General features: G+C 61.4%; 22 protein-coding genes and 1 pseudogene. 4 read left to right on the top strand and 19 right to left on the bottom strand.

What is annotated here, in order from left to right; translation table 11 throughout:
* Positions 1-6: 6 nt before the first annotated feature.
* Both MESS2_RS30030 and MESS2_RS30025 read right to left on the bottom strand, forming a co-directional pair.
* Positions 7-783 carry an amino acid ABC transporter ATP-binding protein gene (locus MESS2_RS30030; protein WP_008878480.1) on the bottom strand — a complete coding sequence of 259 codons (777 nt, stop codon included), beginning with the start codon at positions 781-783 and terminating at the stop codon, positions 7-9.
* A 71-nt stretch (positions 784-854) separates the two neighbouring features.
* Positions 855-1,685, bottom strand: coding sequence for a substrate-binding periplasmic protein (locus MESS2_RS30025; protein ID WP_008878479.1), 831 nt, complete (start codon positions 1,683-1,685; stop codon positions 855-857).
* A gap of 210 nt (positions 1,686-1,895) precedes the next feature.
* On the opposite strand from MESS2_RS30025, the gene MESS2_RS30020 reads away from it, so the two are divergent.
* A complete protein-coding gene (locus MESS2_RS30020) occupies positions 1,896-2,615 on the top strand; it encodes a GntR family transcriptional regulator (RefSeq protein ID WP_008878478.1) in 720 nt (239 codons plus the stop codon).
* 603 nt (positions 2,616-3,218) lie between these two features.
* Here the strand turns inward: MESS2_RS30020 and MESS2_RS32635 are convergent.
* From MESS2_RS32635 to MESS2_RS30010, 3 genes are all read right to left on the bottom strand, one after another.
* On the bottom strand, positions 3,219-3,359 hold the full coding sequence (locus MESS2_RS32635) for a hypothetical protein (RefSeq protein WP_157357917.1): 141 nt from the start codon (positions 3,357-3,359) through the stop codon (positions 3,219-3,221).
* Positions 3,360-3,822: 463 nt separating this feature from the next.
* Positions 3,823-5,820: a CocE/NonD family hydrolase gene (locus MESS2_RS30015; RefSeq protein WP_040594466.1), complete on the bottom strand. Its 1,998-nt coding sequence runs from the start codon at positions 5,818-5,820 to the stop codon at positions 3,823-3,825.
* Positions 5,821-5,917: 97 nt separating this feature from the next.
* The gene (locus MESS2_RS30010; RefSeq protein ID WP_008878475.1) at positions 5,918-7,480 is read right to left on the bottom strand and encodes an ABC transporter substrate-binding protein; all 1,563 of its coding nucleotides are present in this window, start codon (positions 7,478-7,480) and stop codon (positions 5,918-5,920) included.
* 108 nt (positions 7,481-7,588) lie between these two features.
* On the opposite strand from MESS2_RS30010, the gene MESS2_RS30005 reads away from it, so the two are divergent.
* The gene (locus MESS2_RS30005) at positions 7,589-8,383 is read left to right on the top strand and encodes a helix-turn-helix domain-containing protein (protein ID WP_008878474.1); all 795 of its coding nucleotides are present in this window, start codon (positions 7,589-7,591) and stop codon (positions 8,381-8,383) included.
* Between the two features lie 611 nt (positions 8,384-8,994).
* Here the strand turns inward: MESS2_RS30005 and MESS2_RS30000 are convergent.
* The 9 genes from MESS2_RS30000 to MESS2_RS29960 all read right to left on the bottom strand — a co-directional run bounded on the left by MESS2_RS30000 (position 8,995) and on the right by MESS2_RS29960 (position 16,827).
* Entirely contained in the window at positions 8,995-9,315 is a 321-nt protein-coding gene (locus tag MESS2_RS30000; RefSeq protein WP_209436143.1) for a hypothetical protein, read from the bottom strand.
* A gap of 131 nt (positions 9,316-9,446) precedes the next feature.
* Complete coding sequence (locus MESS2_RS29995) at positions 9,447-9,779, bottom strand: hypothetical protein (protein ID WP_040594451.1); 333 nt, start codon at positions 9,777-9,779, stop codon at positions 9,447-9,449.
* Between the two features lie 85 nt (positions 9,780-9,864).
* The gene (locus tag MESS2_RS29990; protein WP_008878471.1) at positions 9,865-10,980 is read right to left on the bottom strand and encodes an ABC transporter substrate-binding protein; all 1,116 of its coding nucleotides are present in this window, start codon (positions 10,978-10,980) and stop codon (positions 9,865-9,867) included.
* 63 nt (positions 10,981-11,043) lie between these two features.
* On the bottom strand, positions 11,044-11,979 hold the full coding sequence (locus MESS2_RS29985) for an SMP-30/gluconolactonase/LRE family protein (protein WP_008878470.1): 936 nt from the start codon (positions 11,977-11,979) through the stop codon (positions 11,044-11,046).
* 28 nt (positions 11,980-12,007) lie between these two features.
* Positions 12,008-13,063, bottom strand: coding sequence for an ABC transporter permease (locus tag MESS2_RS29980; protein ID WP_008878469.1), 1,056 nt, complete (start codon positions 13,061-13,063; stop codon positions 12,008-12,010).
* Between the two features lie 18 nt (positions 13,064-13,081).
* Entirely contained in the window at positions 13,082-14,578 is a 1,497-nt protein-coding gene (locus MESS2_RS29975; RefSeq protein ID WP_008878468.1) for a sugar ABC transporter ATP-binding protein, read from the bottom strand.
* 81 nt (positions 14,579-14,659) lie between these two features.
* Complete coding sequence (locus MESS2_RS29970) at positions 14,660-15,544, bottom strand: NAD(P)-dependent oxidoreductase (protein WP_040594449.1); 885 nt, start codon at positions 15,542-15,544, stop codon at positions 14,660-14,662.
* 1 nt (position 15,545) lies between these two features.
* The gene (locus MESS2_RS29965; protein WP_157357915.1) at positions 15,546-16,121 is read right to left on the bottom strand and encodes a gluconokinase; all 576 of its coding nucleotides are present in this window, start codon (positions 16,119-16,121) and stop codon (positions 15,546-15,548) included.
* A complete protein-coding gene (locus MESS2_RS29960) occupies positions 16,090-16,827 on the bottom strand; it encodes an SDR family oxidoreductase (protein WP_040594463.1) in 738 nt (245 codons plus the stop codon). Before MESS2_RS29960 ends, MESS2_RS29965 begins: the two co-directional genes overlap by 32 nt.
* Before the next feature lie 174 nt (positions 16,828-17,001).
* On the opposite strand from MESS2_RS29960, the gene MESS2_RS29955 reads away from it, so the two are divergent.
* Positions 17,002-17,922, top strand: coding sequence for a 2-hydroxyacid dehydrogenase (locus MESS2_RS29955; RefSeq protein WP_040594461.1), 921 nt, complete (start codon positions 17,002-17,004; stop codon positions 17,920-17,922).
* A 15-nt stretch (positions 17,923-17,937) separates the two neighbouring features.
* The gene (locus MESS2_RS29950; RefSeq protein ID WP_008878463.1) at positions 17,938-18,969 is read left to right on the top strand and encodes an L-idonate 5-dehydrogenase; all 1,032 of its coding nucleotides are present in this window, start codon (positions 17,938-17,940) and stop codon (positions 18,967-18,969) included.
* Between the two features lie 31 nt (positions 18,970-19,000).
* Here MESS2_RS29950 and MESS2_RS29945 read toward each other — a convergent pair whose 3' ends face one another.
* From MESS2_RS29945 to MESS2_RS29925, 5 genes and pseudogenes are all read right to left on the bottom strand, one after another.
* Positions 19,001-19,420 (bottom strand): GlcG/HbpS family heme-binding protein, encoded by a 420-nt coding sequence (locus MESS2_RS29945; RefSeq protein WP_008878462.1) that lies wholly within the window; start codon positions 19,418-19,420, stop codon positions 19,001-19,003.
* Between the two features lie 40 nt (positions 19,421-19,460).
* Complete coding sequence (locus MESS2_RS29940; protein WP_040594458.1) at positions 19,461-20,501, bottom strand: LacI family DNA-binding transcriptional regulator; 1,041 nt, start codon at positions 20,499-20,501, stop codon at positions 19,461-19,463.
* A gap of 517 nt (positions 20,502-21,018) precedes the next feature.
* Positions 21,019-21,277 (bottom strand): annotated as a pseudogene (locus tag MESS2_RS31870) (IS110 family transposase); the annotation flags it as partial.
* A 24-nt stretch (positions 21,278-21,301) separates the two neighbouring features.
* Positions 21,302-23,986, bottom strand: coding sequence for an AAA family ATPase (locus MESS2_RS29930; RefSeq protein ID WP_008878459.1), 2,685 nt, complete (start codon positions 23,984-23,986; stop codon positions 21,302-21,304).
* Between the two features lie 574 nt (positions 23,987-24,560).
* Positions 24,561-25,747 (bottom strand): IS3 family transposase gene (locus MESS2_RS29925; protein ID WP_085987231.1). Its coding sequence is split into 2 segments (ribosomal slippage): positions 24,561-25,495 and positions 25,495-25,747, totalling 1,188 coding nucleotides; the frame shifts between segments, so codons are not numbered across the junction.
* Between the last annotated feature and the right edge of the window lie 141 nt (positions 25,748-25,888).

The following is a 25,888-nucleotide window of genomic DNA, read 5'->3' as shown; positions in this document are numbered from 1 at the left end:
CCCGCCTCACTGCCGGATGTGAAAGACGCGATCGATGAAGTCCTTGGTCCGCTCCTCCTTGGGCGCGCCGAGAACCTGTTCGGGCGGACCGTCCTCGACAATGACGCCGCCGGCGCAGAACAGCACGCGCGATGCGATGTTCTTCGCAAACCACATGTCGTGGGTGACGATCATCATCGGCATATCCTGCCGCGCGAGTTGGAGGATGACCTGCTCGACCTCGCCGACCAGTTCCGGATCGAGCGCCGAAGTAACTTCGTCGAAGAGCATGAGCTTGGGGTCGAGCATCAACGCACGGGCAATCGCCACGCGCTGTTTCTGACCGCCCGAGAGCTGGGAGGGAAAGGCTGTCGCTTTCTGGCCCAGTCCGAAGCGGGTGAGCAGAGCGTTTGCACGCTCGGTCGCGGCGGATTTCTTTTCGCCACGCACCTTACAAGGGGCGAGGATCAGATTCTGCAGGACGTTCAGATGCGGGAACAGCGTATAATGTTGAAAGACCATGCCGATCGACCGGCGCACCTGAAAGTCGATGGCAGTCTTCGCCGGCTTAGCGCCGGCATGGATGTAGGGCTTGCCTGCGAACGTGATGGAGCCGCCATTGATGTTCTCAAGCCCCATCATAACTCTCAGCAGCGTGCTCTTGCCGCCGCCGCTCGGACCGATGACGACCAGTCTCTCGCCAGGCTTCATGGTCAGGTCGATGCCCTGGAGCACTTGCAGCGCGCCATAGGCTTTCTGCAACCCGCTGACACTGACTAGCGGGTCTGTTGCCCGATCGATCATGACAGATCTCCTCCTGTTCGGTTCCGCCTTTCAACAGACCGCGCCGAAGCGCGGCCTGCTGTGCCGACCGGCTATTTCGTGCCCTTGAGGACTTCGTCGTTGGCCTTGCGGATCAGGTCATCCACATGGCCCGTTGCAACCTTCTCCTCCAGGAAGATGTTCACGACCTCGACGTCCGAGGCAGACAGGTCGAGCGGCAGACCGAATGCGACGCCCTGCTTTGCGAGAGCGGGGACCGGGTTCAGCGCTACCGCCCAGTCCGGATTCGCCTGCGTGAACAGGGCGTTGGTGTCCGAGGCGTCGACCAGGATGTCAGCGCGGCGCGAGGTGAGCGCCAACCGAGTTTCGTCATTGCCAGGAAGGCGCAGTATCTGCGCCTGCTTGACGACGGCGGAGATCGCCTTGTCTTGGGCGGTGCCGGACATGACGGCAAGCGTAACATCCGGCTTATCGACATCAGCTACCGACGCGGCGCCGCCCGGGATCTTGGGGTTCTCCTTGTTGTAGGCGAGCGATATCTGATACTCCATTGCCGGGATCGAGAACTGCACCGCCATGGCTCGGGCCGGCGTGCGGTTCAGCGCCAGCGACATGTCCCATTTGCCGGCCTGCAGGCCGGCGACGATGTTATCCCAGGTCGTGTCGACGAATTCAGGCTTCACCTGCAGGACCTCGGCGAACTCGCGGCACAGATCCGCGAAGAAGCCTGAATACTCGCCCGAAGCCGGGTCGCGCATGACATAGGGCGGAGCGACCGCAGCCCCGCACCGAAGAACACCGGCCTTCTGAACCTTCTGCCAATAACCCCCGGCGGACTGGGCCCTGGCCGTTGTCGGAACGGCCGCCAGCAAGGCCAATGCGGAGATTGCCCCGATTGCGGGCGCAAGCAGTTTGGAAAACATTCGAAACTCCTCTGTGAGGCGCCGATTTGGCGCGTTCCTCTTCGTCGGCTTGCTGCCGATCTTGCCCTTATGTCGGCACCGTGCCGACAATGATGTATGTCGTCATCGTGTCGACAAGTCAACAGAAAAGTACAACGTGTCGACATAGCCCGGATTTTCGGGCATATGATTGGGTCAAACTCATAGGCGAAGGATTGCAGGGGTTTCGACATGGAAGAAGAAAACGAGCCAAGGCGGGCCAAGGGTTCCGGCTGGAAAAGCGTATACGACACGCTGCGCAACGAGATTCTCGCGCTGACGTTGCAACCCGGCGAATTGCTCGACGAAACGACGCTGGCCGGGCGCTTCGATATGTCGCGCTCACCGATCCGCGAAGCGCTGATCCGGCTTCAAGGCGATGAGCTTGTCGTCACTTTGTCCAACCGCAGCACAATCGTGGCACCAATAGAGCTCACGACTTTCCCGAAGTATGTCGAGGCGCTCGATGTCGCCCAGCGCATGAACACGCGACTGGCGGCCAAGCTCCGCACTGATGCCGACTTGAAGATCATCGCGCGGCGCCAGAAGGACTTCGAGGCCGCGGTCAGGGCTAACAATCACCTCCAGATGTCGGAGGCCAACAAACAGTTCCACGTGGCGATCGCCCACGCCGGAAAGAATCCCTATCTCGCCTCGTTCTATGAGCGTCTCCTGTGCCAGGGCCAGCGCATGCTCCATCTCCATTTCGAGTATTTGGAGCGGACCGGCGAAGGCTATCTCCTCACCGATGAGCATGACCTGATGCTGGAAGCTGTCAGGGCCGGGAACGTCGAATTGGCGGACGAGTTGGCCCATGCCCATACTCGGCAATTCCAGGAGAATTTCATGGCCTTTATGCGCGAGAACTACACAACCGACGTGAATCTCTGGCCACTAAAAGCGGCAGAGTAATAGATGACCCCCAAAGGAATCGGATTGGGGCAAGAGGTTGTTGGCCGTCCCCTGAGGTCGCTGTGAAGATCGTCGATTACATGCCGGGGCTGGAAGCATTCGAGGCGGAGGCGGCAGCAACGGCACTCGTCAGCACAGCGATCTCGATTCCTATGCCTGCCGCGTTTCGAACAACAGGCAGCCGCTGTCCTCGTCCTGCGCCACCTTCCATCTACAACAGGCGAATGTCTGCTACGCCCTACCGTCCACAGTGCGCTGCCGTAGCTCTGCAGGCGACATTTCATGAGCTTCGCGGACCTCTACCTGGGGCACCGCTAACCATGGATGGCTTCGTTCGCCGTCGGACTAGCACCGACACTTCAAGGCTAGTCTGCTCGCCCAGCTGCCGTAAATCTAGGTATCGTTCGCTCGATCCGTCGGGCTAGGTAGGTGCCTTCGGCGAGATATTGCGACCGTCTGTCCGCGACGTCGAGACGAGCTTCTCGCATCATGTCAAAAGGGCTCGCCATAGTCGGCGACGCAATAGTCGCCGAGTCCGACACCCATGAATATTGGGGCTCGTGCCCTACTGTGTCGCTATCGCCGGGCGGAGCGCGCGGCCGGTCATTCCATCCACGCGCCACCGCTGACGGTGAGCGCGATGGCAGTCATGAAGCTGGCCTCGGGCGTGGCCAGAAAGCCCACCACGCCCGCGACATCCTCAGGTGTCTCGATACGGGCGCCGCATCCGCCCTGCGCAGACATTTATCCGGCACGTTATACGCTAGGATCGAAAAGCCGAGTGATTTTCAGATATACCGATGTGAAAACAGTAAATTAGCGCATCAAACTCCGCTCGCCGCTCGTGGCTTTTATGAAGAGAACAAGAGGCGCGAAACCTGAGGGCAACGCGCCATAGCCGTGTCGCTGGCCCGATGTCACTCTGATCGCGTGACCTCGCGGCGATTCTACAAGGCGCAGATTCTAGGCGAGAAGCGGAAATATCAGCGCTCAGGTCTGTGTCGCGTATCTTCTCTTTTTGCGCCAACGCAGCAAGAGAGACGACGAGCCTTTATCACCACCAGCGCGCCCCATTCAAGGCAGTACGAGGGCCGGAGTGCCGCAAAAGCTTGCAACGGAGCTATCCAGTCTACAGGCTGCCAATTCCGCCCGTATGGTCGCAAGCCTAACCCTGCGCGCGCCGGGTTTATCGGTGTAGCCCGAACTTTCACATATGGTCGCGGGGGATGCGCGCGCTGCGCTCACGGTCGAAGACCGTGGCCCCATCGTGGAAGGCCTGCATGTGTTCCGAGACCACCCATTCCGTCCCGGTGCAGGCCATCGTCATGGTGCTGCGGGTCATGGTCTCCCAGCCCTCGCGCGCGATGATGCACAGCGAGACGATCGTCGCAGTCATCGAAAGCGGATCGCCAGGCACGATCGACCAGACCTGTTCGGTGACGTCGCGCGACATCAACCCATTGCCCGGATGACGGTTCAGGCCGGTGTCTTCGCCGACCTTGTATCGCGTCACGCCATTGAGAACGTCGCGCTCGATCGTGCGGGCAGCAGCCCCCTCTTCCAAAGTCTCGTAATGCGGCAGCGGATCGGGATTGGCCGGCTCCGGCACGTCGATGCGCTCATGTTCCCCGAGCAGCGGCAGGCTGATTTCCATCGAATCGAGTTCGACGTCGAGCTTTGCGTCGAAAGGCGGCGGCAGGATCAGCGGCCAATAGGCGCTGGACAGCGACAGTCGGATGCGGTGCCCCGGCGCAAAACGATAGCCGCAGGCATCCAGGACCAGTTCCACCGACACCGTCTTACCCGGGTCCAGCGCCGTGGGTTCGGCATTGCCGTTTCGATGCGCCAGATTGAGCACGCCGAAACACACGCGCGTGGCCGTGCCATCGGGATGCACATCGACCAGCCTTGCCGCCAGATTAGCGAGCGGTGCATCGCTGAAAAGCTGCAGCTTCAGCACGGGTTGGCCGAGGACGAGGCGCTCCTCAACCAAGACCTCGCTGTCGAAGGCCAGCGAACCGGCATCATCAAGGCGCTGGTCGCCGGCCATTTGCGTATCCGGCTTCAGGGTGAAGAACTCGCCCGCTGCCGTGCCGGTGTCGAGCGGCGATTGCAACACGGCGCGGCCGCCCGCGCGGCTTGCCGGTTCGTGGGTCAGCCGGCCGGATGCGTTGACGGAAAGAGCCAGCATTTCCGGCTCGCTCCACGCGTCCTTGGCGATCCAGTAGCCCGGGTCGGCCTCGCGCCAGCGCACCGGCTTCGGACCGTCTAGAATATAGGCGCGCACCTGCGGCAAGACTTCCACTCCGTTTTCTTCATCACAAAGCCAGCGACGCCACCAGGCGATTGCTTCGGCGTGAAAATCGGCGCGCGGCTTCGGATAGGCGAAATGCGGATATTTGTGCACCCAGGGGCCAATCAGCGCCTTGGCCTTGCCGGGCATGCCAGTCACCGCCTTTAGCGGCGTGTTGCGATACCCATCGGCCCAGCCGGCAAGCACCAGAGCGGGAATCGGGAAACTCTCGAAATCCTCGCAAATCGAGCCATGCCGCCAGAAGTCGTCACGCCGCTGGTGAGACAGCCATTCCTGTATAAAGAACGGTTCGCCTTCCAGCCGCTCCAACCACATGTCACGCCAGTGTTCCCCGACGATCTCACGGTCCGGCGAGCGCGATTCATAGGCGCTCATCGTCGCCGCCCATGAAAACTGGGCCGAGAGATGCGTGCCGTTCTTGTAGTGGATGTCGTCATTGTAGCGATCGACGGTCGTGGCGATGCCGATCACCGCCTTCAGCGCCGGCGGCTTCAGCGCCGCCACCTGCAGGCAGTTGAAGCCGCCCCAGGAAATGCCCATCATGCCGACGCTACCGTTCGACCAGGCTTGCGCTGCGATCCATTCAATAACCTCGACGGCATCGGACAATTCGCGTGGCGTATATTCGCCATCGATCACACCATCGGATTCACCGCAACCGCGAATGTCCACGCGAATTCCGGCAATGCCGGCGCCGGCGAACACCGGATAGGTCGATTCGTCGCGCGGCGCGGTGCCGTTGCGCTTGCGATAGGGCAGGAATTCCAGCACGGTCGGCACTCGCGCGGTCTGTCCGGCATCATCCGGCATCCAGATGCGCGCGGCCAGCCGTGTACCGTCCTTGAGTACGATCCATTTATTTTCGATCACACGGAAATTCTTGTTCGTCATCAAACCAACCATGGAAATTCCGGCAGTGCGCAAAGGCGCACCGGCGGCGCCATCAGGCGCAGGAAGGAAAAGCCAGCGGCCGCCGGCCTATCAGAAATCAGGCTTGCAGCCAGACCCGGCTGGCGACACGGCCATTGGAAAGGTCGTTGCCGATGTCGTTGACATAGCCCTTCAGCTTCTTGGACGACGCGTTCAGATAGTCGTTGAACACCGGCAGGATGAGACCGCCCTCATCGCGCACCATCAGGGCGATCTGGCGGTAGAGCGCACGGCGCTTAGCCTCATCCAGTTCACCGCGCGCCTCGATCACCAGCTTGTCGAAGTCGGGCCGCTTGAAGCGCGTATCGTTCCACTCTGCCGTCGAGACATAAGAGGTGGAATAGCGCGCATCCTGCGTCGGGCGCCCGCCCCAAAAGGTCGCGCAGAACGGTTTGTTGTTCCACACTTCGGCCCAGTAACCGTCGGCCGGCTCGCGCTTCACGTCGAGCTTGATGCCGGCCTTGGCCGCACTGATCTGGAAAAGCTGGGCGGCATCGACAGCACCGGAGAAGGCAGCGTCGGAGGTGCGCAGAAGGATCGGCCCGTCATGCCCGGACTTCTTGTAGTGGAACTTCGCCTTTTCAGGGTCATAGGCGCGCTGCTCAATATCGGTCGGCGCCAGCGCATAGTTGGCATTGACCGGAAAGTCGTTGCCGATGGTGCCGTAACCACCGACCACCGTCTTGAGGATCGCCTCGCGGTCGATCGCCAGTTTCAGCGCCATGCGCAGGTCGTTGTTGTCGAAGGGAGCGGTGTCGCAATGCATCAGGAAGGCGTAAAAGCCCTTGCCCGACGTGCGCAGGATCTCGACGGTCGGCACTCGCTTCAACAAAGGCAGCACCTTCGGCGCCAGCATACTGATGAAATCGACCTGGCCCGATTGCAGGGCGGCGATGCGCGCCGTCGGGTCGTTCATCACGGTGATCTCAACGCTGTCGACATAACCGCGATCCTGCCGCCAGTCGTCCTTGTTGCGCTCAAAGGTGGCGCGCACGCCCGGCTCGAATTTGAGCAACTTGTAGGGACCGGTGCCGATAGCGGCGTTCGGATTGTCGTTGCCGCCATTAGGCTGGATTTGCAGATGGTAATCGGTCAGCACCAGCGGCATGTCGGCATTGCCTTCCTCGAGCGTGATGACCAGCTCCCCGGCCTTTTCCTCGATCTTGGAAATACCAGTCAACAGGCCGAGCGCGCCCGACTGCGACTGCGCGCCGGCATGGCGCTGCAAGGTGGCAACTACATCCGCAACCTTCAGCGGCTTGCCGTCATGGAACTTCACATCCTTGCGGATCTTGAAGGTCCAGACCTTGGCATCGGGCGAAGGCGACCAGGACTCGGCCAGAGAAGGAAGCGGTGCGCCGGTCTTGGGATCGGATTCAATCAGCGTATCGCCCCAGCAATGCCCGATCACGAAAGGCACGCTGGCCGATGCCAGCGCCGGGTCGAGCGTGTCGGCGGAAGCACCGCCCTCAAGCCCCATGCGCAGCGTGCCTCCGCGCACCGGAGTTTCAGCCATCGCCGGCGAAACCAGCGTTCCGGTTGCGGCTGTCAGGCCAAGCAGGGCGCTTCCCTGCAGGAAGCCGCGCCGCGAAAGGTCCAATGTCTTGCCCAGGTCGATCATCATGGAGATCCTCGAAACGGAATGTTTCGCCGGCGATATTTCAGTCCAGATTGTCGCAGTGCAATTTCGTTCATTGACGCGGCTTTACGCGAGTTTACTCTATAGCCAATGGGGGAAAGCGACCACAATTTCAGCAGCAATCTCAGGCTGGCGTGCAGCTCGCGCAGGTCGATCTCGGATCTGTGCCGTGCTGTCGGCCTCAACCGGCAACAATTCAACCGCTATCTTAATACAGGGACCCTGCCATCGGCGCACAACCGCTCGCGCATCGCCGCGGCGTTCGGCCTCGATCCCGCCGATTTCGCCCTGCCACCGCAGGCCTTTCGTCTCAAGCTGCTTGCAAGCAGCCAGTCGGTTGCCCGTCCCAATCCCAGTCTCGGCCCACTCGGTAGCGCCTTTCCCGGCGATCTCAAGGCGCTGCGCGCCTATCTGGGCTTTTACCAAGCATGGCACACATCGCTATCCTGGCCGGGCCGGATCGTCTGTTCCTGCTCGCATCTGCGTGAGATGGACGGCAAGGTGCTGGTGACATCGCTAGAGCGCATCGTTGATCAGGAAAGCGGCATCGTGCAGCGCTCGCGCTATCTCGGCCTGGTCGCCTTCCGGCACGAGCGCCTCTTCCTGACCGAATTGACACGCGACGAAGCGCCGACCTTTGGGCAGACAATCCTGACGCCGTTCGAACTCTACCAGCGCCGTTACCTTCGCGGCCTGTCGATGGGCATATCGTGGCGCAACAACAATCTGCCTTATGCCACGCGCACCATCTGGCGCCGGCTTGCCGCCCCGGTGGACAAGCGCGGCCTGATCGCCAATTGCGGCATCTACAAACCGGCCTCGGCCGCCCTGCCGTCCGTCGTCGTGTCTTTCCTGACCGAAGCCCAGCCGTTGACCGCAGCATAGCGTTGGTGCAGGAATGCGGAACTGCGCGCAATCGGGTCTTTGATACTGGCGATCGCCCCGATGCGATCGTCCCTTTGAACGGGTGGTCGGTATCATCACTCTCCACCCCCCTATTACCTGGCGGAATGGCATTCTTTGCGGCCACGCTTACTTCAGCACAGCGCAGTAGGTGCGCCATTCTAAATTAAGCTCAGTCGTCCGATCTCTGCATCAATCCGGGCGATCAGTGGCTCTGCCAGGATCGTCGGCGTTCTGATCGGTCTGAAAAAGGGGGCGATGATCTCGCCGCTGGATGGGTATTCGGGCGGCGTGCTTGCGACCGCCTGGGCTTTTCGTGCTGCGACTTCTTCCCCGGTGATCCCGAGAGACGTGTAAACGCCAATGTGTCGACCTCGGACCGAAAACGTCCCTCAGGCAAAGAAAAAGCCCGCTGCCGGGAGGTGGCAGCGGGCTGATTTGAACGGTTTGGAGGGGAGGCATTGCATTCGGCCCCAGCGTCGACATCTGGGAGGCGGCCTGACAACAGAATGCTACAGAGAGCCGCTGATATTGCATGCAGGAACCAGCCGCGTTCCACTGTGCGCTCCGGAATTATCTGTCGGTGTCCGGAATTATGCCGGGCTGCGGAGGTGGTCTGCGGCGTCGTTTCGGCGCTCGTGCAGAAGCCTGAGCACATCGCTGCCGCACGACATGCCGCGAAGCGTGGTCTCGATCCGGGGAAGCCGAATGCTGCCGAAGCCGCTGGTACCGGCGGCGCAGTTCTGGAGGAGGTGGCAAAGCGCGCGAAGGGAGGTGTTCTCACCGCAGGTGACAATCGCTTCGTAGGCGTCTGCTCCCTCAACGTTGTGTTCGGCGCCGATCCTCACGCAATCCTCCCGCGTCGGCTGCCCGATCTCGAAACGCATGCCGATACGGCTTTCGATCTGATCCATAGCGTGGATATCACGCCTCGTGCCCGCTAACCGATGAGTGTTGCCGGCGAGCAGTAAAGCGAAGCCGCAGCGCTCCTGGAGCCGGCGAAGGCTCCCAGTTTGGCTTGTCTCACCAAACTCCACGCTGTCAATCAAACAGGTGCGTAGTCATTCGCCTCGAAAACATGATGGTGCACGCGGCCGGTGAACATCTTCAGCAGTTCACCGGTCACCTCCCGGCTTTGAAATCTTACGTCGGATTGAAGCGCTTTGTTGCAGGCTTCCATGTCGGGATAACGAATGGCGAGCGCCATTGCGTATGCGGGCGCTCCTTCGTCGCGCGCCGTTCCGTCAAGAACGCGCACTTCCTCGGCGCCAGGAAACTGCGTCCACAGCGGCACCAGCCTGTCCCTGACGAAGCGCCGGAACTCGCTCTCTTGTCCGTTATGGATTTCACCTTCGAAGAGGGCGTAGCGAATGATCATGGCGAGGGCTTTCCTGACGTTGTGCGCTTGAGCCGTCTGTCGGCTTTGCGGGCGCATCGGGTGATGCGCCCGCCTTGGTATTTGCTTATTTGCCCCAGATTTTCTTGTACTCGTCCCGGTAGCCGTTGCCGGGATCGAAGGCATTGTTGGGGCCGCCGTCGAACTCGACATTGTCGGCCGTGACGACATGCAGCGGCGACAGATAGCCCGACCATTTTTCACCGGCGATGGCGCGGTTAAGCTCGTCGACCAACTGCCAGCCCTGCAGGTTGAGTGGCTCGGCGACCGTCACCTTCTGGAACTGCCCGGCGCGGATGCGCTGATAGGCTGATTCCGAACCGTCGCCGGCGGCGACATTGATCGGCGCGTCGGTGCCGGCCTTGCCCGCCGCGGCAAGCGATGGACCCATGAAGTCGAAGTAGAGATCGTTGATGGCCAGCGAGTGCGTCCAGGCATCGCCGTATTTCTGCAGCAGGGAGGTGGTGAGCTGCGGCATGCGCTGCGAAGTCTCGGCGATCGGCGTGTCGACATATTCGAGCACCTTTCCGCCCATCCGCTCGATCTCCTCCTTCATCTTGTCGGCCTTGGCGATGGCGATGGCATAGGTCGAATCGGTGAAGATGACGACGCCGGGCTTCCCCTTGGCATCGGCATAGGCCCAGTCGGCCGCAGCCGTCGAGACCTGCATGGCGTCGGTCGAGACATTGGCGAAGACGCCGCTCTTTTCGTCGGGTCCGATCACCGGTCCGGCATGCCAGGAGACCAGCGGTATGCCGGCGGCCTTCGCCTGTTCCAGCGCCGGCGCCTGTTCGACGGCGTCGAAGCCGTTGATGACGATGCCGTTCGGCTTCAGCGCCATGGCCTGGCCGAAGGCTGCGGTGCGGCCGCCGATCGAACCGGCGCCGTCAATCACCTTGACCTCCCAGCCGATCGCCTTGGCCGCTTCCTCGACGCCGGTGGTGACGCCCAGAATGCCGCCGTTCTTGAGATCACCGGCGAGCACGACGATCGTCTTGCCCGGCTGCGCCTTCGGACCGGTGGTCGGGCCGTCCCATGCCGTGACTTTCTGCGCATATTTTTCGACCACAGCCATGGCGTCGGCCATCGCGTCCGCCCGTGCCTGGCCGGCGAACAGGACCGGAGCAGCGATTGTGATGGCCATCAAGGCGACGGATGATTTCAAAAGTGTTCTGCGTTGCATGTTGGTACCTCCCTTTGGTTTCAAAAAAAACGGGTCTTCCGGAACTCGATTTCGGGCGCCAGGTCACTGGCTGATCTGCCCAGCCACCGGGCCCAAACCGGCTGGATGCGCGTTGACATAGATGGAATAGAGCGACGTCTGGGCGGTGATGTAGAGGCAGTTGCGCTTCGGACCGCCGAAGCATAGATTGGAGACGATTTCGGGAACAAGGATGCGTCCGATCAGCATCCCGTCCGGCGCGTAGACACGAACCGCATCGGCGCTGGAGGTCCAGATGTTGCCATCGCGATCGACGCGGAACCCGTCGAAGAATCCGGCCTCGCATTCGGCGAGCGTACCGCGCGAGCGCAGCGAACGGCCATCCGTGGCGACGTCATAGGCATTGATTGCACGCGGCAGGCCCTGAACATGGCTTGCGCCGGTATCCGACACGTAGAGGATTTTCTCGTCGAGCGAAAAAGCCAGCCCGTTCGGCTGCACCAGATCGGTGATGACCGCAGCCACCTCGCCGGTTGCTTCGTCGAACCGGTAGACATGGGACGCGCCGATCTCCGGCCGGGCAATCATGCCTTCATAGTGGCTGTCGATGCCATAGGCCGGGTCGGTGAACCAGATCGTCCCATCGGATTTGACCACCACATCGTTGGGCGAATTGAACCGCTTGCCGTCGATGGCTTCGACAAGCGGCTGCCAGCGCCCGTCATGCTCGAGCCGGGAGATGCGCCGGCCGCGATGCTCGCAGGCGACGACGCGGCCTTGGCCATCGAGCGTGTGGCCGTTCTGGTTGTTGCAAGGGGTTTCGAAGACACTGACTGAGCCGTCGCTTTCGTCGTAGCGCAGCAGCCGGTCGTTGGGGATATCCGACCACAGCAAATGCTTCGCCGCGGGAACATAGACCGGTCCTTCCGCCCAGCGGCTGCCGGTCCACAGCCGTTCGAGCTTGGCATGCCCGATCGTCAACTTTCGGAAGCGATCGTCCAGAATCTCGTAGTCGCTCATGTCGTGCCCCCGGACCCGGCTCGACTTGTCACTTCGAGGACTGCACTACGGTCTTGGTCCTGGCCCTGTGCGCGGCGCCGCGCTTGCGCTGGGCGTAACCGGCAATGCCGATGGCGACGAGCAGCGTCACGCCGTTGAACAGCGGTTCGACGAAGAACGAGCCGCCGAACTGCTGGATGCCGGAAATGCCGACTGCCAGGATGACGACGCCAGTCATCGTGCCCCAGACATTGACGCGCCCGGGCTTGATCGTGGTCGAGCCGAGAAAGGCGCCGACCAGGGCCGGCAGAAGATATTCCAACCCGACACTGGCCTGGCCGATGCGCAGCTTGGAGGCGAGCAGCACGCCCGTCAGCGCCGTCAGGAAGCCCGACGAGATGAAGGCGCCGATGACAAAGCGGCGCACCGGAATGCCGTTCAGCGCAGCAGCCTTCGGATTGGCGCCGATGGCATAGACGTAGCGGCCGATCGGCAGATATTCGAGGATGATCCACAGCGCGGCGGCAATCGCCAGAACATAGAGACCGGTGATCGGCAGGCCGAACACCATCGTGCCGTTGAGCGCGTAGAAGCCGTCGGGCAACACGCCGACAACCTGCCGCCCGCCAGTGTGCCAGAGCGCCAGAGCGTAGAGGACGGTGCCGGTGCCGAGCGTGGCGATGAAGGAGTCGATGCGGGCGACTTCCACCAGCAGTCCGTTGAGGAAGCCGGTTGCAGCGCCGAGTAGCAGCACGATGATCACCGCCAGCGGCCACGGAACGCCGAACATGGTCTGCAGGCTGATGGCGAGGATGTGCCACAGCACGATGCCGTAGCCGACTGTGAGGTCGATGCGACCGGACGCCATCGGGATCATCGCCGCCAGCGACAACAGCGCGATGATCGCCTTGTCGGAGATGATCGAGCGCAAATTGAGCAGGCTCGGAAAGGTGTTCGGCAGCAGAATCGAGAACAAAAGGATCAGCAGCGCCGTCAGGATCACCAGCCCGTAGACCGGCAGCAGCCGGATGATCTTCTGCCCCAACGGCAAACCCGCCATTTCGCCGCGGGTCGGTTCGAGTGCGCTGGATTCGATCGATTGCATGGCTTTGCTCCGGAAAAGTCAGGCGGCTTCGGAAGCCGATGCCGCGGTGATCACGGCGGAGGTGGTCAGGTCTTTGCCGGTGAGTTCGCGCACGATCTGTCCGCGCGAAAACACCAAGGCGCGGTGGCAGATATGGGCGATCTCCTCGAAATCGGTCGACACCACGACCACAGCGAGGCCGGCTTCAAGCGCGCGGCCGATCAGCCGGTAGATTTCGGCCTTGGCGCCGACATCGACGCCGGCTGTGGGATCCTCGGCGATCAGCAATGTGCGGCCGGTGTGGAGCCAGCGCCCGACGACCACCTTTTGCTGGTTGCCGCCCGATAACGCTTCGATGGGAAGGTTCGGGTCGTTGGGGCGCAGCCCGACCGAGCTGCCGATCAATTGCGCCAGCGCAGCCTCCTTGTGAGGCGCCAGGAACGAGAACAGGCCGCGCTTGCCGGCGCCGGGATTGAGAAAACTGTTTTCGCGGATCGACAAGGAGGCCGCGATGGATTCCTCGGTCCGGTCGCGGGCGATCAGGCCGACGCCGGCCGCCATTGCGGCGATCGGGCTCGACAGATCGGGCGTAGCGCCATTGATGGTCACCGAACCGGAAAAAGCCTGGCAGCCGAACAGCGTGCGGCCGACGAGTTCCTGTCCGGCGCCGCGCAATCCGACCAGACCGAGCAGCTCTCCCTTGCGCACGTCGAACGACACCGGACCGGCGCCGGCGCAGACCAGGTCGCGAACAGCGCACACCGTCTCGCCGGCCTGCGTCTCAGCCTTGCTGAAAACCTGGCTTACCGGACGGCCGACGATCATCTCGACCAGCTCGTCCGGCTTGGTCTCGGCGACCTTCTTCTGGCCAACCAGCCTGCCGTCGCGCAGCACGGCGACGCGGTCGGCGATGCGGAAAATCTCGTCGAGGCGATGCGAGACATAGATCATGCCGACGCCGCGTTGCTTGAGCGGGCGAATGGCGTCGAACAGGCGGTCGACCTCGTCGGCCGGAAGGCTGGCGGTCGGCTCATCGAGCACCAGCACATCAGCCTCGGTGGCCAGAGCGCGGGCGATGGCGACCAGCGATTTTTCGGTGCGCGTCAGATCCTGGACGCGCGTCGTCGGATCGAAATCGCAGCCGACCAGCTTCAGCGCCTCGTGCGCCCGCTTTTCGGTGGAGTGCCAGTCGATGAGACCGGAGCGCAGCGAAAATCCCTGCGCGAGGCCGACATTTTCACCGACCGTCATCCATTCGATCAGGCCGAGATCCTGATGAATGAAGGCGACGGACTGACGCTGGTTCGGCCGCGGCGGGCGGTGGTGATAGGGCTCGCCGCGAAACAGGATTTGGCCGCCATCCGGCCGGTAAATGCCGGCGAGCGTCTTGATCAGTGTCGACTTGCCAGCACCGTTTTCACCAAGCAGCGCCAGGATCTCGCCCTTGTGCAGATCGAGCGACACGTCGGAGAGCGCGCGGGTGCCGCCGAACTCCTTGGTAATCGACTTGAACTCGATCAGTTTTTCCTTGGTCACAATGCGTTCCTCCCAAGATCGCCAAATTATGTTATCGATAACATTTCTAAGCGTCAAGCGACAAAAATTCAGGCCAGCCGATCAGCTGGTCGTGCCGTCGAGCAGGCGCATCATCTCGGCCGAATCCTTTGGTCCCAGCCCGGCGGCGCAAAGCAGGCGGTGGATTTCCACCACCTGCCCGGTCATCGGCATCGGCGTCTTGGTCTTCAGCGCGAAGGCCTGCAGCGAATCCAGATCCTTCAGCATGTTGTCGATGCGGCCGGTGGCTGAAAAATCCCGGGCGGCGAATTTTGCCATGAACTCCTGCATGATACTGGAATCGGCGCGTCCGCCTTTGAGCGCCTCCGGAATTGCCTTCGGATCGACCCCACCGGCTTCGGCGAGCTTCACCGCTTCGGCCACGGCCTGGAAAAGCACCGCGCAGAAAAGCTGGTTGATGAGCTTGGTCGTCTGACCTGCTCCGCTCGGACCCATCAGCGTGTAGTTGGCGCAGAGATGCCGCATCACCGTGCGCGCGTGTTCAAAGTCTGCCGCCTCACCACCCGCCATGACGGTCAGCCGGCCGGCCAGCGCGCCTGGAACACCGCCCGAAAGCGGGCAGTCGAGCCATTTCATGCCGGTCTCGGCCGAGAGCTTCTTCGCCATCTGCGCGGTGTCGACCGGGTCGATCGACGACATGTCGATCAGCAGCTTGTCCGGCGACGCCGCAGCCGCGACACCGCCGTCGCCAAACACCACCGAACGCACGATATCGGCATGGTTGAGGCTGAGAATGACGAAGCTGCTGGCGCGCGTCGCCTCGGCGACCGACGCGGCAGCGGCCGCGCCCTTTGCAGTCAGGGCGGCGATCTTGGCCTTGTCCAGATCGAACACCATCACTGCTTGCCCCGTTTCGATCAGCCGGGTGGCGATCGCCGATCCCATGATGCCGGCGCCGACAACGGCTACTTTTGCTGCTTGCGTCATCTCAACGTGCCTCTTTTCTTGTCCTGGCAGCAGGAGCGACATTGAAGTCGCCAAGCCCCTTCAACGCCGCATCGGCGATCCTGTCGACCGGGGCGTCAATGTCCACGGTAACCACCATCGGTTCTTCGCCCGGATTCTCCAGCGCGGCGAGTTGGCTGTCGAGCAGCGCCGGCGGAAAGAAATGGCCGCGGCGCTCGGCAATCCTGGCTTGCAGCACCGCGCGCGATCCCTCCAGGAATACGAAGACTACCGCCCCGCCCGCTGTTTGGCGAAGGCGGTCACGATAGGATTTCTTCAGTGCCGAGCAGCTCACGACGAGCCCGCCACCCTGCTCATGTGCCTGGCGCAAAGTTGCGCCGACTAGATCGAGCCATGGCCAGCGATCATAGTCGGAAAGCGGCATGCTCGCCGACATCTTTTCGAGATTGCCGCGCGGATGCAGCGTGTCGCCTTCGATGAAGGTGAGGCCGAGCCGCTCCGCAATCTCGACTCCGATTCTGGTCTTGCCGCAGCCGCTGACACCCATCACGACGATGAGTGCGGGCTCAGAGGCAGGTCGTGATACCGCCATCGACATAAAGCGTGTGTCCGTTGACAAAGGATGAGGCCGGTCCGGCCAGGAAGACCGCCGCGCCGATCAGTTCGCCGACATCACCCCAGCGTCCGGCCGGCGTGCGGTTGGTCAGCCAGGTTGAAAATTCGGGATTGTCGACCAGCGCCTGGTTGAGCGGTGTCTTGAAATAGCCGGGTGCGATGCCGTTGACCTGCAGCCCGTGCTTGGCCCAGTCGGCACACATGCCGCGCGTCAGGTTGCGCACCGCGCCTTTGGTCGCCGTGTAGGGGGCGATGTTGGGACGGGCGAGTTCGCTCTGCACCGAGGCGATGTTGATGATCTTGCCGCGCTTGCGCGCAATCATGTGCCGCGCCACCGCTTGTCCGACGAAGAACACGCTGGAGATGTTGGTGCGCAGCAATTCGTCCCATTTGTCGGCGGGAAAATCCTCGAGGGGCGTGCGGAACTGCATGCCTGCATTGTTGATCAGAATGTCGATGGCGCCGACCGTCGCCTCGACCTCGGCGACACCCTCGGCCACCGCCGCATGATCGGTGACATCGAAGACGGCGCTGCGCGCCTTGTAGCCTTTCGCTACAAGGGTTTCAGCTGCCGCCTCGATTTTGGTGGCGCTGCGGCCATTGAGCACGATCTCCGCGCCATGCTGCGCCAAACCCTCCGCCAGCGCCAGGCCGATCCCCTGCCCCGAGCCGGTGATCAGCGCCCGCATGCCGGTCAAATCGAACAATGAACTGGTCAAATGCTCCTCCAAAGGAATGTTCCTGTAGCGGCTACGATTTCCACCCGCGCCACCGCCAGACCCTATTGACATGAATGTTATCGATAACATAGTCAATGGGAAAAATGAACTTGCTGAGGAGGCGACGCCTTGACCGACATATTGATGACAGGCCCCTATCCGGATTGGGATATGGCAGACCTTGAGGCTAGATATCGCATCCACAAGCTGTGGCAGGCCGAGGACAAGGACGCGCTGATCGCCCGTCATTCCGGCGCCATCCGGGCCATCGCGACACGCGGCGAGCTGGGCGCCAGCGCCGCCCTGATGGCGAAGCTGCCGAAGCTCGAAATCGTCTCCTGCTACGGCGTCGGCACCGATGCCATCGACCTTGGCTACGCCAGGGTGAACGGCATCCTTGTCACCAACACACCGGATGTCTTGACCGAGGATGTGGCCGATATCGGCATCGGGCTGTTGCTCGCCGTCGCGCGAAAAATCCCGCAGGCCGACGCCTATGTGCGCGATGGAAGCTGGCGCAAGGGCAATATGGGGCTGGTTACGCGTGTCTGTGGAAAAAGGCTGGGCATTGTCGGCATGGGCCGCGTCGGTGCGGCGGTGGCGCGGCGCGCCGCTGCCTTCGACTGCGCGATTTCCTATTTCGACAGCCGCAAGCGCGACGATCTTCCTTACACATTTGTCGGCGATCTGCTCGAACTGGCGCGCAACAGCGAATTTCTGGTCGTGACGCTCGCCGGCGGCGAAAGCACGAAGCACATCATCAATGCGGATGTTCTGGCTGCACTCGGACCTGACGGCATCGTCATAAACATTTCGCGCGGCAGCACGGTCGATGAGACCGCGCTGCTCGCCGCGCTGGAGTCCGGAGCGATCAAAGGCGCCGGGCTCGACGTGTTCTGGAACGAGCCGACGATCGACGAGCGCTTTCTGAAGCTTTCCAACGTCGTGTTGCAACCACACCACGCCAGCGGCACGGTGGAGACCCGCAAGGCCATGGGTCGGCTTGTCCGCGACAACCTCGCCGCCCATTTCGGCGGGCAATCCTTGCTGACACCGGTCGCTTGAGAAAGGAACGCGTTCATGAAGTCGATTGTCATCCATGCGGCAAAAGACCTGAGGATCGAAGAGACCGATCCGGGTGTTCTTGGCGATGGGCAGGTCGAGATATCAGTCGAAGCCGGCGGCATCTGCGGCTCGGACCTGCATTATTACAACCATGGCGGCTTCGGCGCGATCCGCCTTCGTGAGCCCATGATCCTTGGCCACGAGGTCGCCGGCACGGTGCAGGCGATCGGCGGCGGGGTTTCCGCCCTCGCCATCGGCGATCGCGTGGCGATCTCGCCCAGCCGGCCCTGCAATGCCTGCCGCTACTGCCTGCAAGGCATGCAGAACCAGTGCTTGAACATGCGCTTCTACGGCAGCGCCATGCCTATGCCGCATATACAAGGGGCGTTCCGCCAGAGCCTGATCGCAGAGGCGTGGCAATGTCACAAAATCGCCGACCATGTCTCCATCAACGAAGCCGCTTTTGCGGAGCCCTTCGCGGTTACGCTACATGCGATGAACCGCGCCGGCTCGCTGCTCGGCAAACGCATCCTGGTCACCGGCTGCGGGCCGATCGGCGCGCTTTGCATCCTGGCCGCGCGAGCCCACGGCGCGCGCGAAATCGTCGCCACCGATGTCATGGACGGCGTGCTGACAAAGGCTGAGGAGATCGGCGCCGACCGTACGATCAATGTCGCGACCAATGGCGAAAAGCTAGCCGCCTATAATGTCGACAAGGGTAGTTTCGATGTGATGTTCGAGGCCTCCGGCAACGAGCGCGCCGTGCGTGCTGGGCTCGATGTGCTCAAGCCGCGCGGCGTGCTCATGCAGCTCGGTCTCGGCGGCGATCTGTCGATCCCGCAGAACCTCATCGTCGCCAAGGAGATCGAGATGCGCGGTACTTTCCGTTTCCACGAGGAGTTCGCACTCGCCGTCGATCTGATCAACCAGCGCCGGGTGGATGTCAGACCGCTGCTGACCGGCATCTATCCCCTCGACGAGGCGGTTGCGGCCTTCGAGATCGCCGGTGACCGCAACAAATCCATGAAGGTCCAGATCGCGTTCTGAAGTTCCTTCGGTTGCGTCGGGGGCACATGCCTTAGACCACGTCGGCGCCGATCGCCGTGAGCGCGGCGCGTGCAACGTCGAAATCCTGCTCACCGGTTCCCGAACCGACACCGATGCCGCCCGCCAGGCGGCCACCGAAGCGGATCGGCAGGCCGCCAGGCAAATTGGTCACGGCGCCCTGTGAGGCTATCCCGGCGGAGAGTGCCGCTTCGAACGCCATGTCGCCGGTGGCTGCGTTGATCGACGCCGCGGTGCGCGCCTTTGCCAGTGCCGTGCGCAGGCTCAAGAAACGTGCGCCGTCCATGCGCAGGCTGGCGAGGGTCTCGCCGCTCGCATCGACGACCATAAGACATTGCGGCACGCCCATCTCGACGGCGCGCGTAGCTCCGGCAGCGACGGCTTTCAAGGCGCCGTCATGTGTGAGACTGATGGTTTCTCGAAACATCGCCATCGGAACTGCCCTTCGTCGTGTTGGAATTTTCCGCAGGGGCTCACGTGCTTTCGCGTTCGACAACGCGATAGCCGGTCAGGATGATTTCCTGTTCATGCTTCTTCTCGTCGCCGCGGATAATCTGGATAAGCCTGCGCGCAGCCTGTCGGCCTATGCCATAGCAGTCCACATTCACGGTGGTTATGCCGGGATGGCAGAAGGCGGCAACCTCATAGTCGCCAAAGCCAGCAATGGCGATATCTTGCGGAACCTTCATGCCTCGGCGCTTGCACTCCATCAGTGCCCCGAAGGCCGAAAGATCCGAAACGCAGAGCACGGCCTCGGTGTCCGGCCAGCGTTCCAGCATGCTGACAACCGCCTGGCCGCCCTGTTCTATGGAGATCGGCGGCACGCCGAAGGAAACAAGGCGCCCGGCAGGCAGGCCTAGTTCCTCAATGGCTCTGACAAAACCTTCGCGCCGCTGGCTGCCACGCGTGTCGCGCGAGGTCGTGCCGCCGATGTAGCCGAATTTTCGGTAGCCCTTCCTGGCCAAGGTCTTCACGAGAAGCCCCATCGCCTCTTCGTTCGAGAACCCCACCACCTGGTCGATGGGCTTTGACGGCAACTCCCAAGTTTCGACTACCGGGATGCCCGCGTTTTTAAGTAGCCGACGGACGCGCTCGGTATGCGCACCACCAGTCAGAATGATGCCTTCCGGTCGCCGGCGGAGCATCGCTTCAATCAGCTTTTCCTCTTTCTCGACCGTATAGTCGGTGTAGCCGAGCAAAAGCTGGAGCCCCGTGCTCTCCAACTCATCCGTAATACCGCGCGCTGTATCGGCGAAGTTGGAATTGTTAATCGATGGGACCATCGCAGCGACAAACCCAGTCTTGCGTGAAGACAGGCTGCCGGCCGACTGGTCGAGCACGTAGCCGAGATCGTTCACGGCCGCCATGATTTTCTCACGAGTGATTCTGGAAACCCTGCCGCCATCCTTCAAGGCACGAGAGACCGTCATCGCTGACACACCGGCACGGTTGGCAACATCGACCATCGTCGGCGCCTGCATGTCGGCAGGTCTTGATGAGGCTGCCTTGGCCATCAGCACCCTCCCCCCCACAATAGTGTGCGTGTGAAAGATTTTAGCGCAGCATTGGGTTGGTGGTCAGCTTCCTTCATTCATCACCCTTGATCGGTTGTAAGCTATGTTATCGATATCATCACCAGCTGACAACAATCTATTCGCTTGCCTCCGACAACCACCAGCTGGTCGGTAACCACGGGCGGCGAGGTCGAATAGACCGAGCCGGGCGTGACGTTGGCTAAGCCGGCAGGACCGACCAGCGCATAGGCAGTAGTTCCGCACTGCCATTTTATGCGACTTTTTGAGCACAGATCATGAACACGATGCGATGCTCAGGCAGGGCACCGTGCCGGAATCGAGCGCGAACGAGACAGGAGGCCGAAACGAGCTCCGAGGGAGGGCGTTGTCCTCAAGGCCGCATAGTGCGATCACCACCATGCGCAAGGCACGGATCGCGCTTGCCCACCGGCTGGTCATCATCATGCAGAATTGGATGACGGCTCCGATTGTGGGCGTTGATGCCGAAGGATTGGTCCGCGACGGCCGAGAGCACTCGGCAATGAGGCCCTTTCACGGCGACAGACAATCCAGCTATTCCCTCGCTCCCCCGCAGCGCCTGTTCTATGAAGGCGGGGCTGAGGGCCCGCGGCAGGCGGATACCGCGGGGAGTCGAAGCTGGTTCTCCAACATGACCCGCTGGCCGACCAGCTTCTTGCGCGCGATGATCAATGCGCAAACGGCATGCGCAGCAGCGACTTCACGTGCATGGGCTTGATGAAGCCAGTGAGGGCCAGTAATAGGCGACAATAGTCATTAGGCTAGAGTACGGTCGCCTTGGGAGGCTGTTCGAATTCAATCCGGCGCTTTTCGGCATCCTTTTTTCGTTTGGTGGTGTCGATACGATATTGGTCAATTCCATCAAGATCGCCTTTCATATCGTTTGGTGTTGGAACTGGAATGGCCTTGGCGGACGCCATGTCATGTCCAGAACGCTCCGAAACTCGCTTCATGGCCCAATAAATTCGCTTGTGGTCTTCGTCCTCGACCACCACACCCTTCAGGCTCTGTGTCTTGACATCGCTATTAAATCGCTCGACGACTTTACCGAGCAGGATTTCCTCAACGAGCCTCTCCCAGGTTTCCCGAAGATCGCTGTAGAAATCCTTCGCTGACCTTCGCCAAGAATCGGTGGTGAAATCAGTGGCGCCGTCGAAGCTCTTCAGGCGCGTCTTGAGAGTGTCGATGCGCTTCGTGACAGACTGTGCGATCCACGGCTCGTCAGTTTCGCTAATCAAGCCAAAACCGGCTGATTCGGACTTGTTGATGTAGTTTCGAACAAGAGGAATCGGCGGATTGGCCTGCGCAGCTGCGTCAACCACCTCATTGAAGAACAGAAGATTATGGGTGAAAATGATGATCTGACGTCCTCTGGCCGCTTCTTTCACGAGCCTTGCCGCGACCCGCCTGATCCGAACATGGTCGAGCGATGACACGGGGTCGTCGATGATCATGCCTTGACGCGATGTGTCTCCTCCGACCTCGGCTAAGAAGCAGGCCAGGGCAAGCGCGCGCTGCTCTCCTTCGCTTAAGACCTTGCTGTTTGGGATCGCTTTTGCCGCGTTGAGCCCGACCTCGAAATAGCTCTGCCCATCTTGACTACGATCATTAACTGCGAACGGGATGTGCGTTAACGCCAGAGTCTCAATCTCGGCGACGACGCGCTTTTCGAGATCCTGCATGACGAGGCTTCGTCGAAGCGACGTCATTTGCCGTGACACCGAGCCTGTTTCGACAGCGTCGCAGCATGAGAGAAGCTTGCGCCGCTCTTCGAGATTCGCCAAGCGCGCGAGAACGATGGTGAGATCGTCGCCCAGTTTTTTCCGATCCTTGAGTGTATCGCGACGAGATCGATCGGTAGCGCGGTTCCCGTCGTCGGCCGCTGCCTTGTCGTCCGTCAGCGCTTCGGCCTCTAGCGCCTCCGCCTCCGTTCGGAGTTTCGATGCAACTGGCGCTGCAAGTTGCGGGAACGCAGCGTACTCGGACAGCGCAGCCGCAGCGACAATTGCATCACGCCTTTTACCTGCCGCGACATAATATGCCGAGATCAGCGCCACCATCGCCTTGCGTACGGCGGACAGATCGCCAAACTCTCCGAGAGCCGCCTCAACCGCCTCCCCGGTCGCAATGGTGAGTCCTTTGATTTGGCGCAGGGCCTCTTCATGGGCAATAGATGCGACTTGCGCCGCCTTATTTGCGGCGCCCGTTACGAAGTCATTGAAGGATTGGATCCGCCCCGCGGCGTCCGCCGTCATCGGCTCCTGGCAGAGCATGCAACGATCGCCTTCCTGATCTGGCAAGTGCTGATGGTCGATGCCAGTGACGCTCGCTAAATAGGCTCGTGCATGGTCGAACATTAACCGCCAGGGAGAAAGCCCAACGCCGGTCAACGGCATAGTCGCGAACGCTCCTGAAGCGGCAAGTTGTGCAGCCTGCGCTGTAGAATCGGCTGTTGCATAGAGATTGCGATAAATCTCGAGGGCCGCCGCTGAGAGAGCCGCGTCGATCTGTTCAGATGCCGTCAGCAGTTTTTCCAAGGCCGCCTTGGCACGCCGACGCTTTGTCGCCATCGTTGAAGGGTCGCTTGCCAGAGCCTGTTCGAGGCCAGCGAGATCAGCCATGTCCTGCTCTGAGAGGGCAGCGAGATTTTTGATTTCGGCTGCGGAAGGCATCACGTCCTTTGACTTGATTTCGAGACGAGCCAGCAGCTTTACGACCGCGCCGGCAGCTGTGTACCCACTCGGCAATGGTGTCTTTAGGTTCTTTTCGATCGCTTTGATTTCTTCCCGGAAGTCGGCTTCGAGCTCGCTGCGGTGACGTCCATGGCTTTCGAGAAGCGCGATGGCTGCGGGCAGAAAACCGATACGGTTTTGCTTATCGACGTAGAGGCGAGCATTCGCAGAGTCGAAAACGGAGATCCGTGCAATTGACGCGGGGGGCAGCGTTCCGTCCTTCCAGGTTATGGGGGTCGGTTCCGTAGCACCCTCTTCGAGAAACCGGACAAGCACTTCGGCTGGCGGTTTGGTGCCGATCTCGAACACGTTGCCAAGAAGATCATCCGCCGTCAGACTACGGCAAAGCTTCTTTGCGATCCGGCAATAGCCGCTCTTTCCGCTTCCATTGTCGCCGTAGATAATGGTGACGCCATCGGTGGCGAAGCGCAGTTGCTGCTCTTCGGCGAGGCGGTTCAAATGCTTGACGGGGCCGAGTGAGCAAAGCACCGCGCGCGGCTCGTTTGAACTGTTGGCCCTCAAATGCTCCGCCGAGAGCGGAAAGCATTCGGGCAGATCAGCGGTAAATCCACCGACGTGGCGGACCCGAGCTGTTACACCGGCCTTATCCTCCTGCTCGAGGTTGAAGCCCGGCCGCGCGGCGTGTCTTCTTAAGGCATCCCTAATCCAGTCGGGCTGCTTATCCGCCCATTCCAAAAGTCCAACCTCGGCCATTCCTGCCCCCCGAATCTTACCATCATTATACTTATTGATCTGTCCAGATTCTATGAATTCGCTTGTCTGGACAAATTTTCCTCGCGATCTCACATAGAGTGCTGGAGATGTACCAAATAAATGACCTCCCCCGCCCCGCTAGGTCAGCAAACAAATGCTTCAGCGATCAAACGTCTCCACAACAACATCAGCAATCAAAGGCATTGGACCGCGCGCACGAATTTAGGTAGCCGGCAACGCGTACGAGGAGATAGAGCTGGAAGTGCGTGCCTTTCTATAGTCTATGGGCGGAATCGACCGCCTCACCGATAGGCCGATCGAGGTTCGCCGTCACTGTCGGGCTGGGCCCGAGTCCGCGATAGGCGCCACGACAGCGCTCGCGATAGGCGCGCAGCGCTTGGTCCATTGCGCCCGGACCGCCACACATTTGCGGATGAGGTTCTGCCCGTCTTGGGTTTCAGCAGCGTGCGCCGGCGCTTCGATTTCCGCGACTTTTGGATCCCCTCCAATCGTGGCGACCGATTATAGCCTCTCTCCATTTCGACCGTTATCTGGGTGACCTGCCACTGAATTTTCATCCGGCTGCAGTTAGAGCCTCGGCGGGTTTTACGCCGTATGGCGCGGGTTGAGCAACGGGTGATCGGTGGAGCTGGTCGGGGTTGCGCAGCCGATCGTCCGTTGCGGTGAGATTGGCGGCATAGGCCGCAGGCGTGATGTATCCGAGCGCCGAATGTGGGCGCGATCGGTTGTAGTCGTCTGCCCATTCGGCGATGGTTGTTCGGGCATGGTCGAGGCCGAGGAACAGGGTTTCGTTCAGCAACTCGTCCCGCATCCGCCCGTTGAAGCTTTCGCAGAAGCCGTTCTGCATCGGCTTGCCCGGCGCGATGAAGTGCCATTCCACCTGATGATCCTTCGACCAGGCGAGGATCGCGTTCGAGGTGAACTCGGTGCCGTGGTCAGAGACGATCATGCCCGGCTTGCCGCGCCGGGCGATCAGTTCCGTCAGTTCACGCGCCACCCGGCGGCCGGAGATCGAGGTGTCCGGGATCGCAGCCAAACATTCGCGCGTCACGTCGTCGACGATGTTGAGGACGCGGAAGCGCCGGCCGCAGCCGAACTGGTCATGGACGAAATCCAGCGACCAGCGCGCGTTCGGCTTCGCCTGAACCAGGATCGGTGCCCGCGTTCCTACCGCTCGGCGCCTGGAGCGTCGCTTGCGCACGGCCAGTCCTTCTTCGCGGTATAGCCGGTAGATGCGGTTGATACCCGATGCCTCGCCTTCGCGCCTGAGCAGAATGAACAGCCGCCGATAGCCGAAGCGCCGGCGCTCGTTGGCCAGGTCGCGTAGCCGGCCGCGCAGTGCCGCCTCAGGTGGGCGACAAGAACGATAGCGGATCATCTTGCGATCAGCGCCCACAAAGGAACAGGCCCGCCGCTCCGACAGGCCCATCGTGGCCTGCAGATGCGCGACGGCTTCGCGCTTGGCGGCGGGCCCTACCATTTTTTTGAAAGAAGCTCGCGCAGTGCCGACGCTTCCAGCATCTGGTCGGCGAGCAGCTTCTTCAGCTTCGCGTTCTCGTCTTCCAAGGCTTTCAGCCGTTTGGCATCGGAGACGTCCATCCCGCCATACTTCGCCTTCCAGTTATACAGCGTCGCCTCGGAGATCCCATGCTTGCGCGCCAGGTCGCCCGCCTTCGCCCCCGCTTCGTGCTCACGCAGAACCGCGATGATCTGCTCTTCCGTAAACCGCTTTCTCTTCATTAGTCCGTCCTTCAATCGAGGCCGGACTCTAATCTCAGATGGAGGAAATTACCCGTGGCAGGTCAGGGGCGGTAACACTTCTAGAAATCTATGCTGCTGGACATAAGCGGCGCCATACCAAGAATTTACTTTCAAATTCTG

The sequence above is a fragment of the Mesorhizobium metallidurans STM 2683 genome (assembly GCF_000350085.1).
GTDB lineage: Bacteria > Pseudomonadota > Alphaproteobacteria > Rhizobiales > Rhizobiaceae > Mesorhizobium > Mesorhizobium metallidurans.
This window is presented reverse-complemented; position numbering and strand designations above follow the sequence as displayed.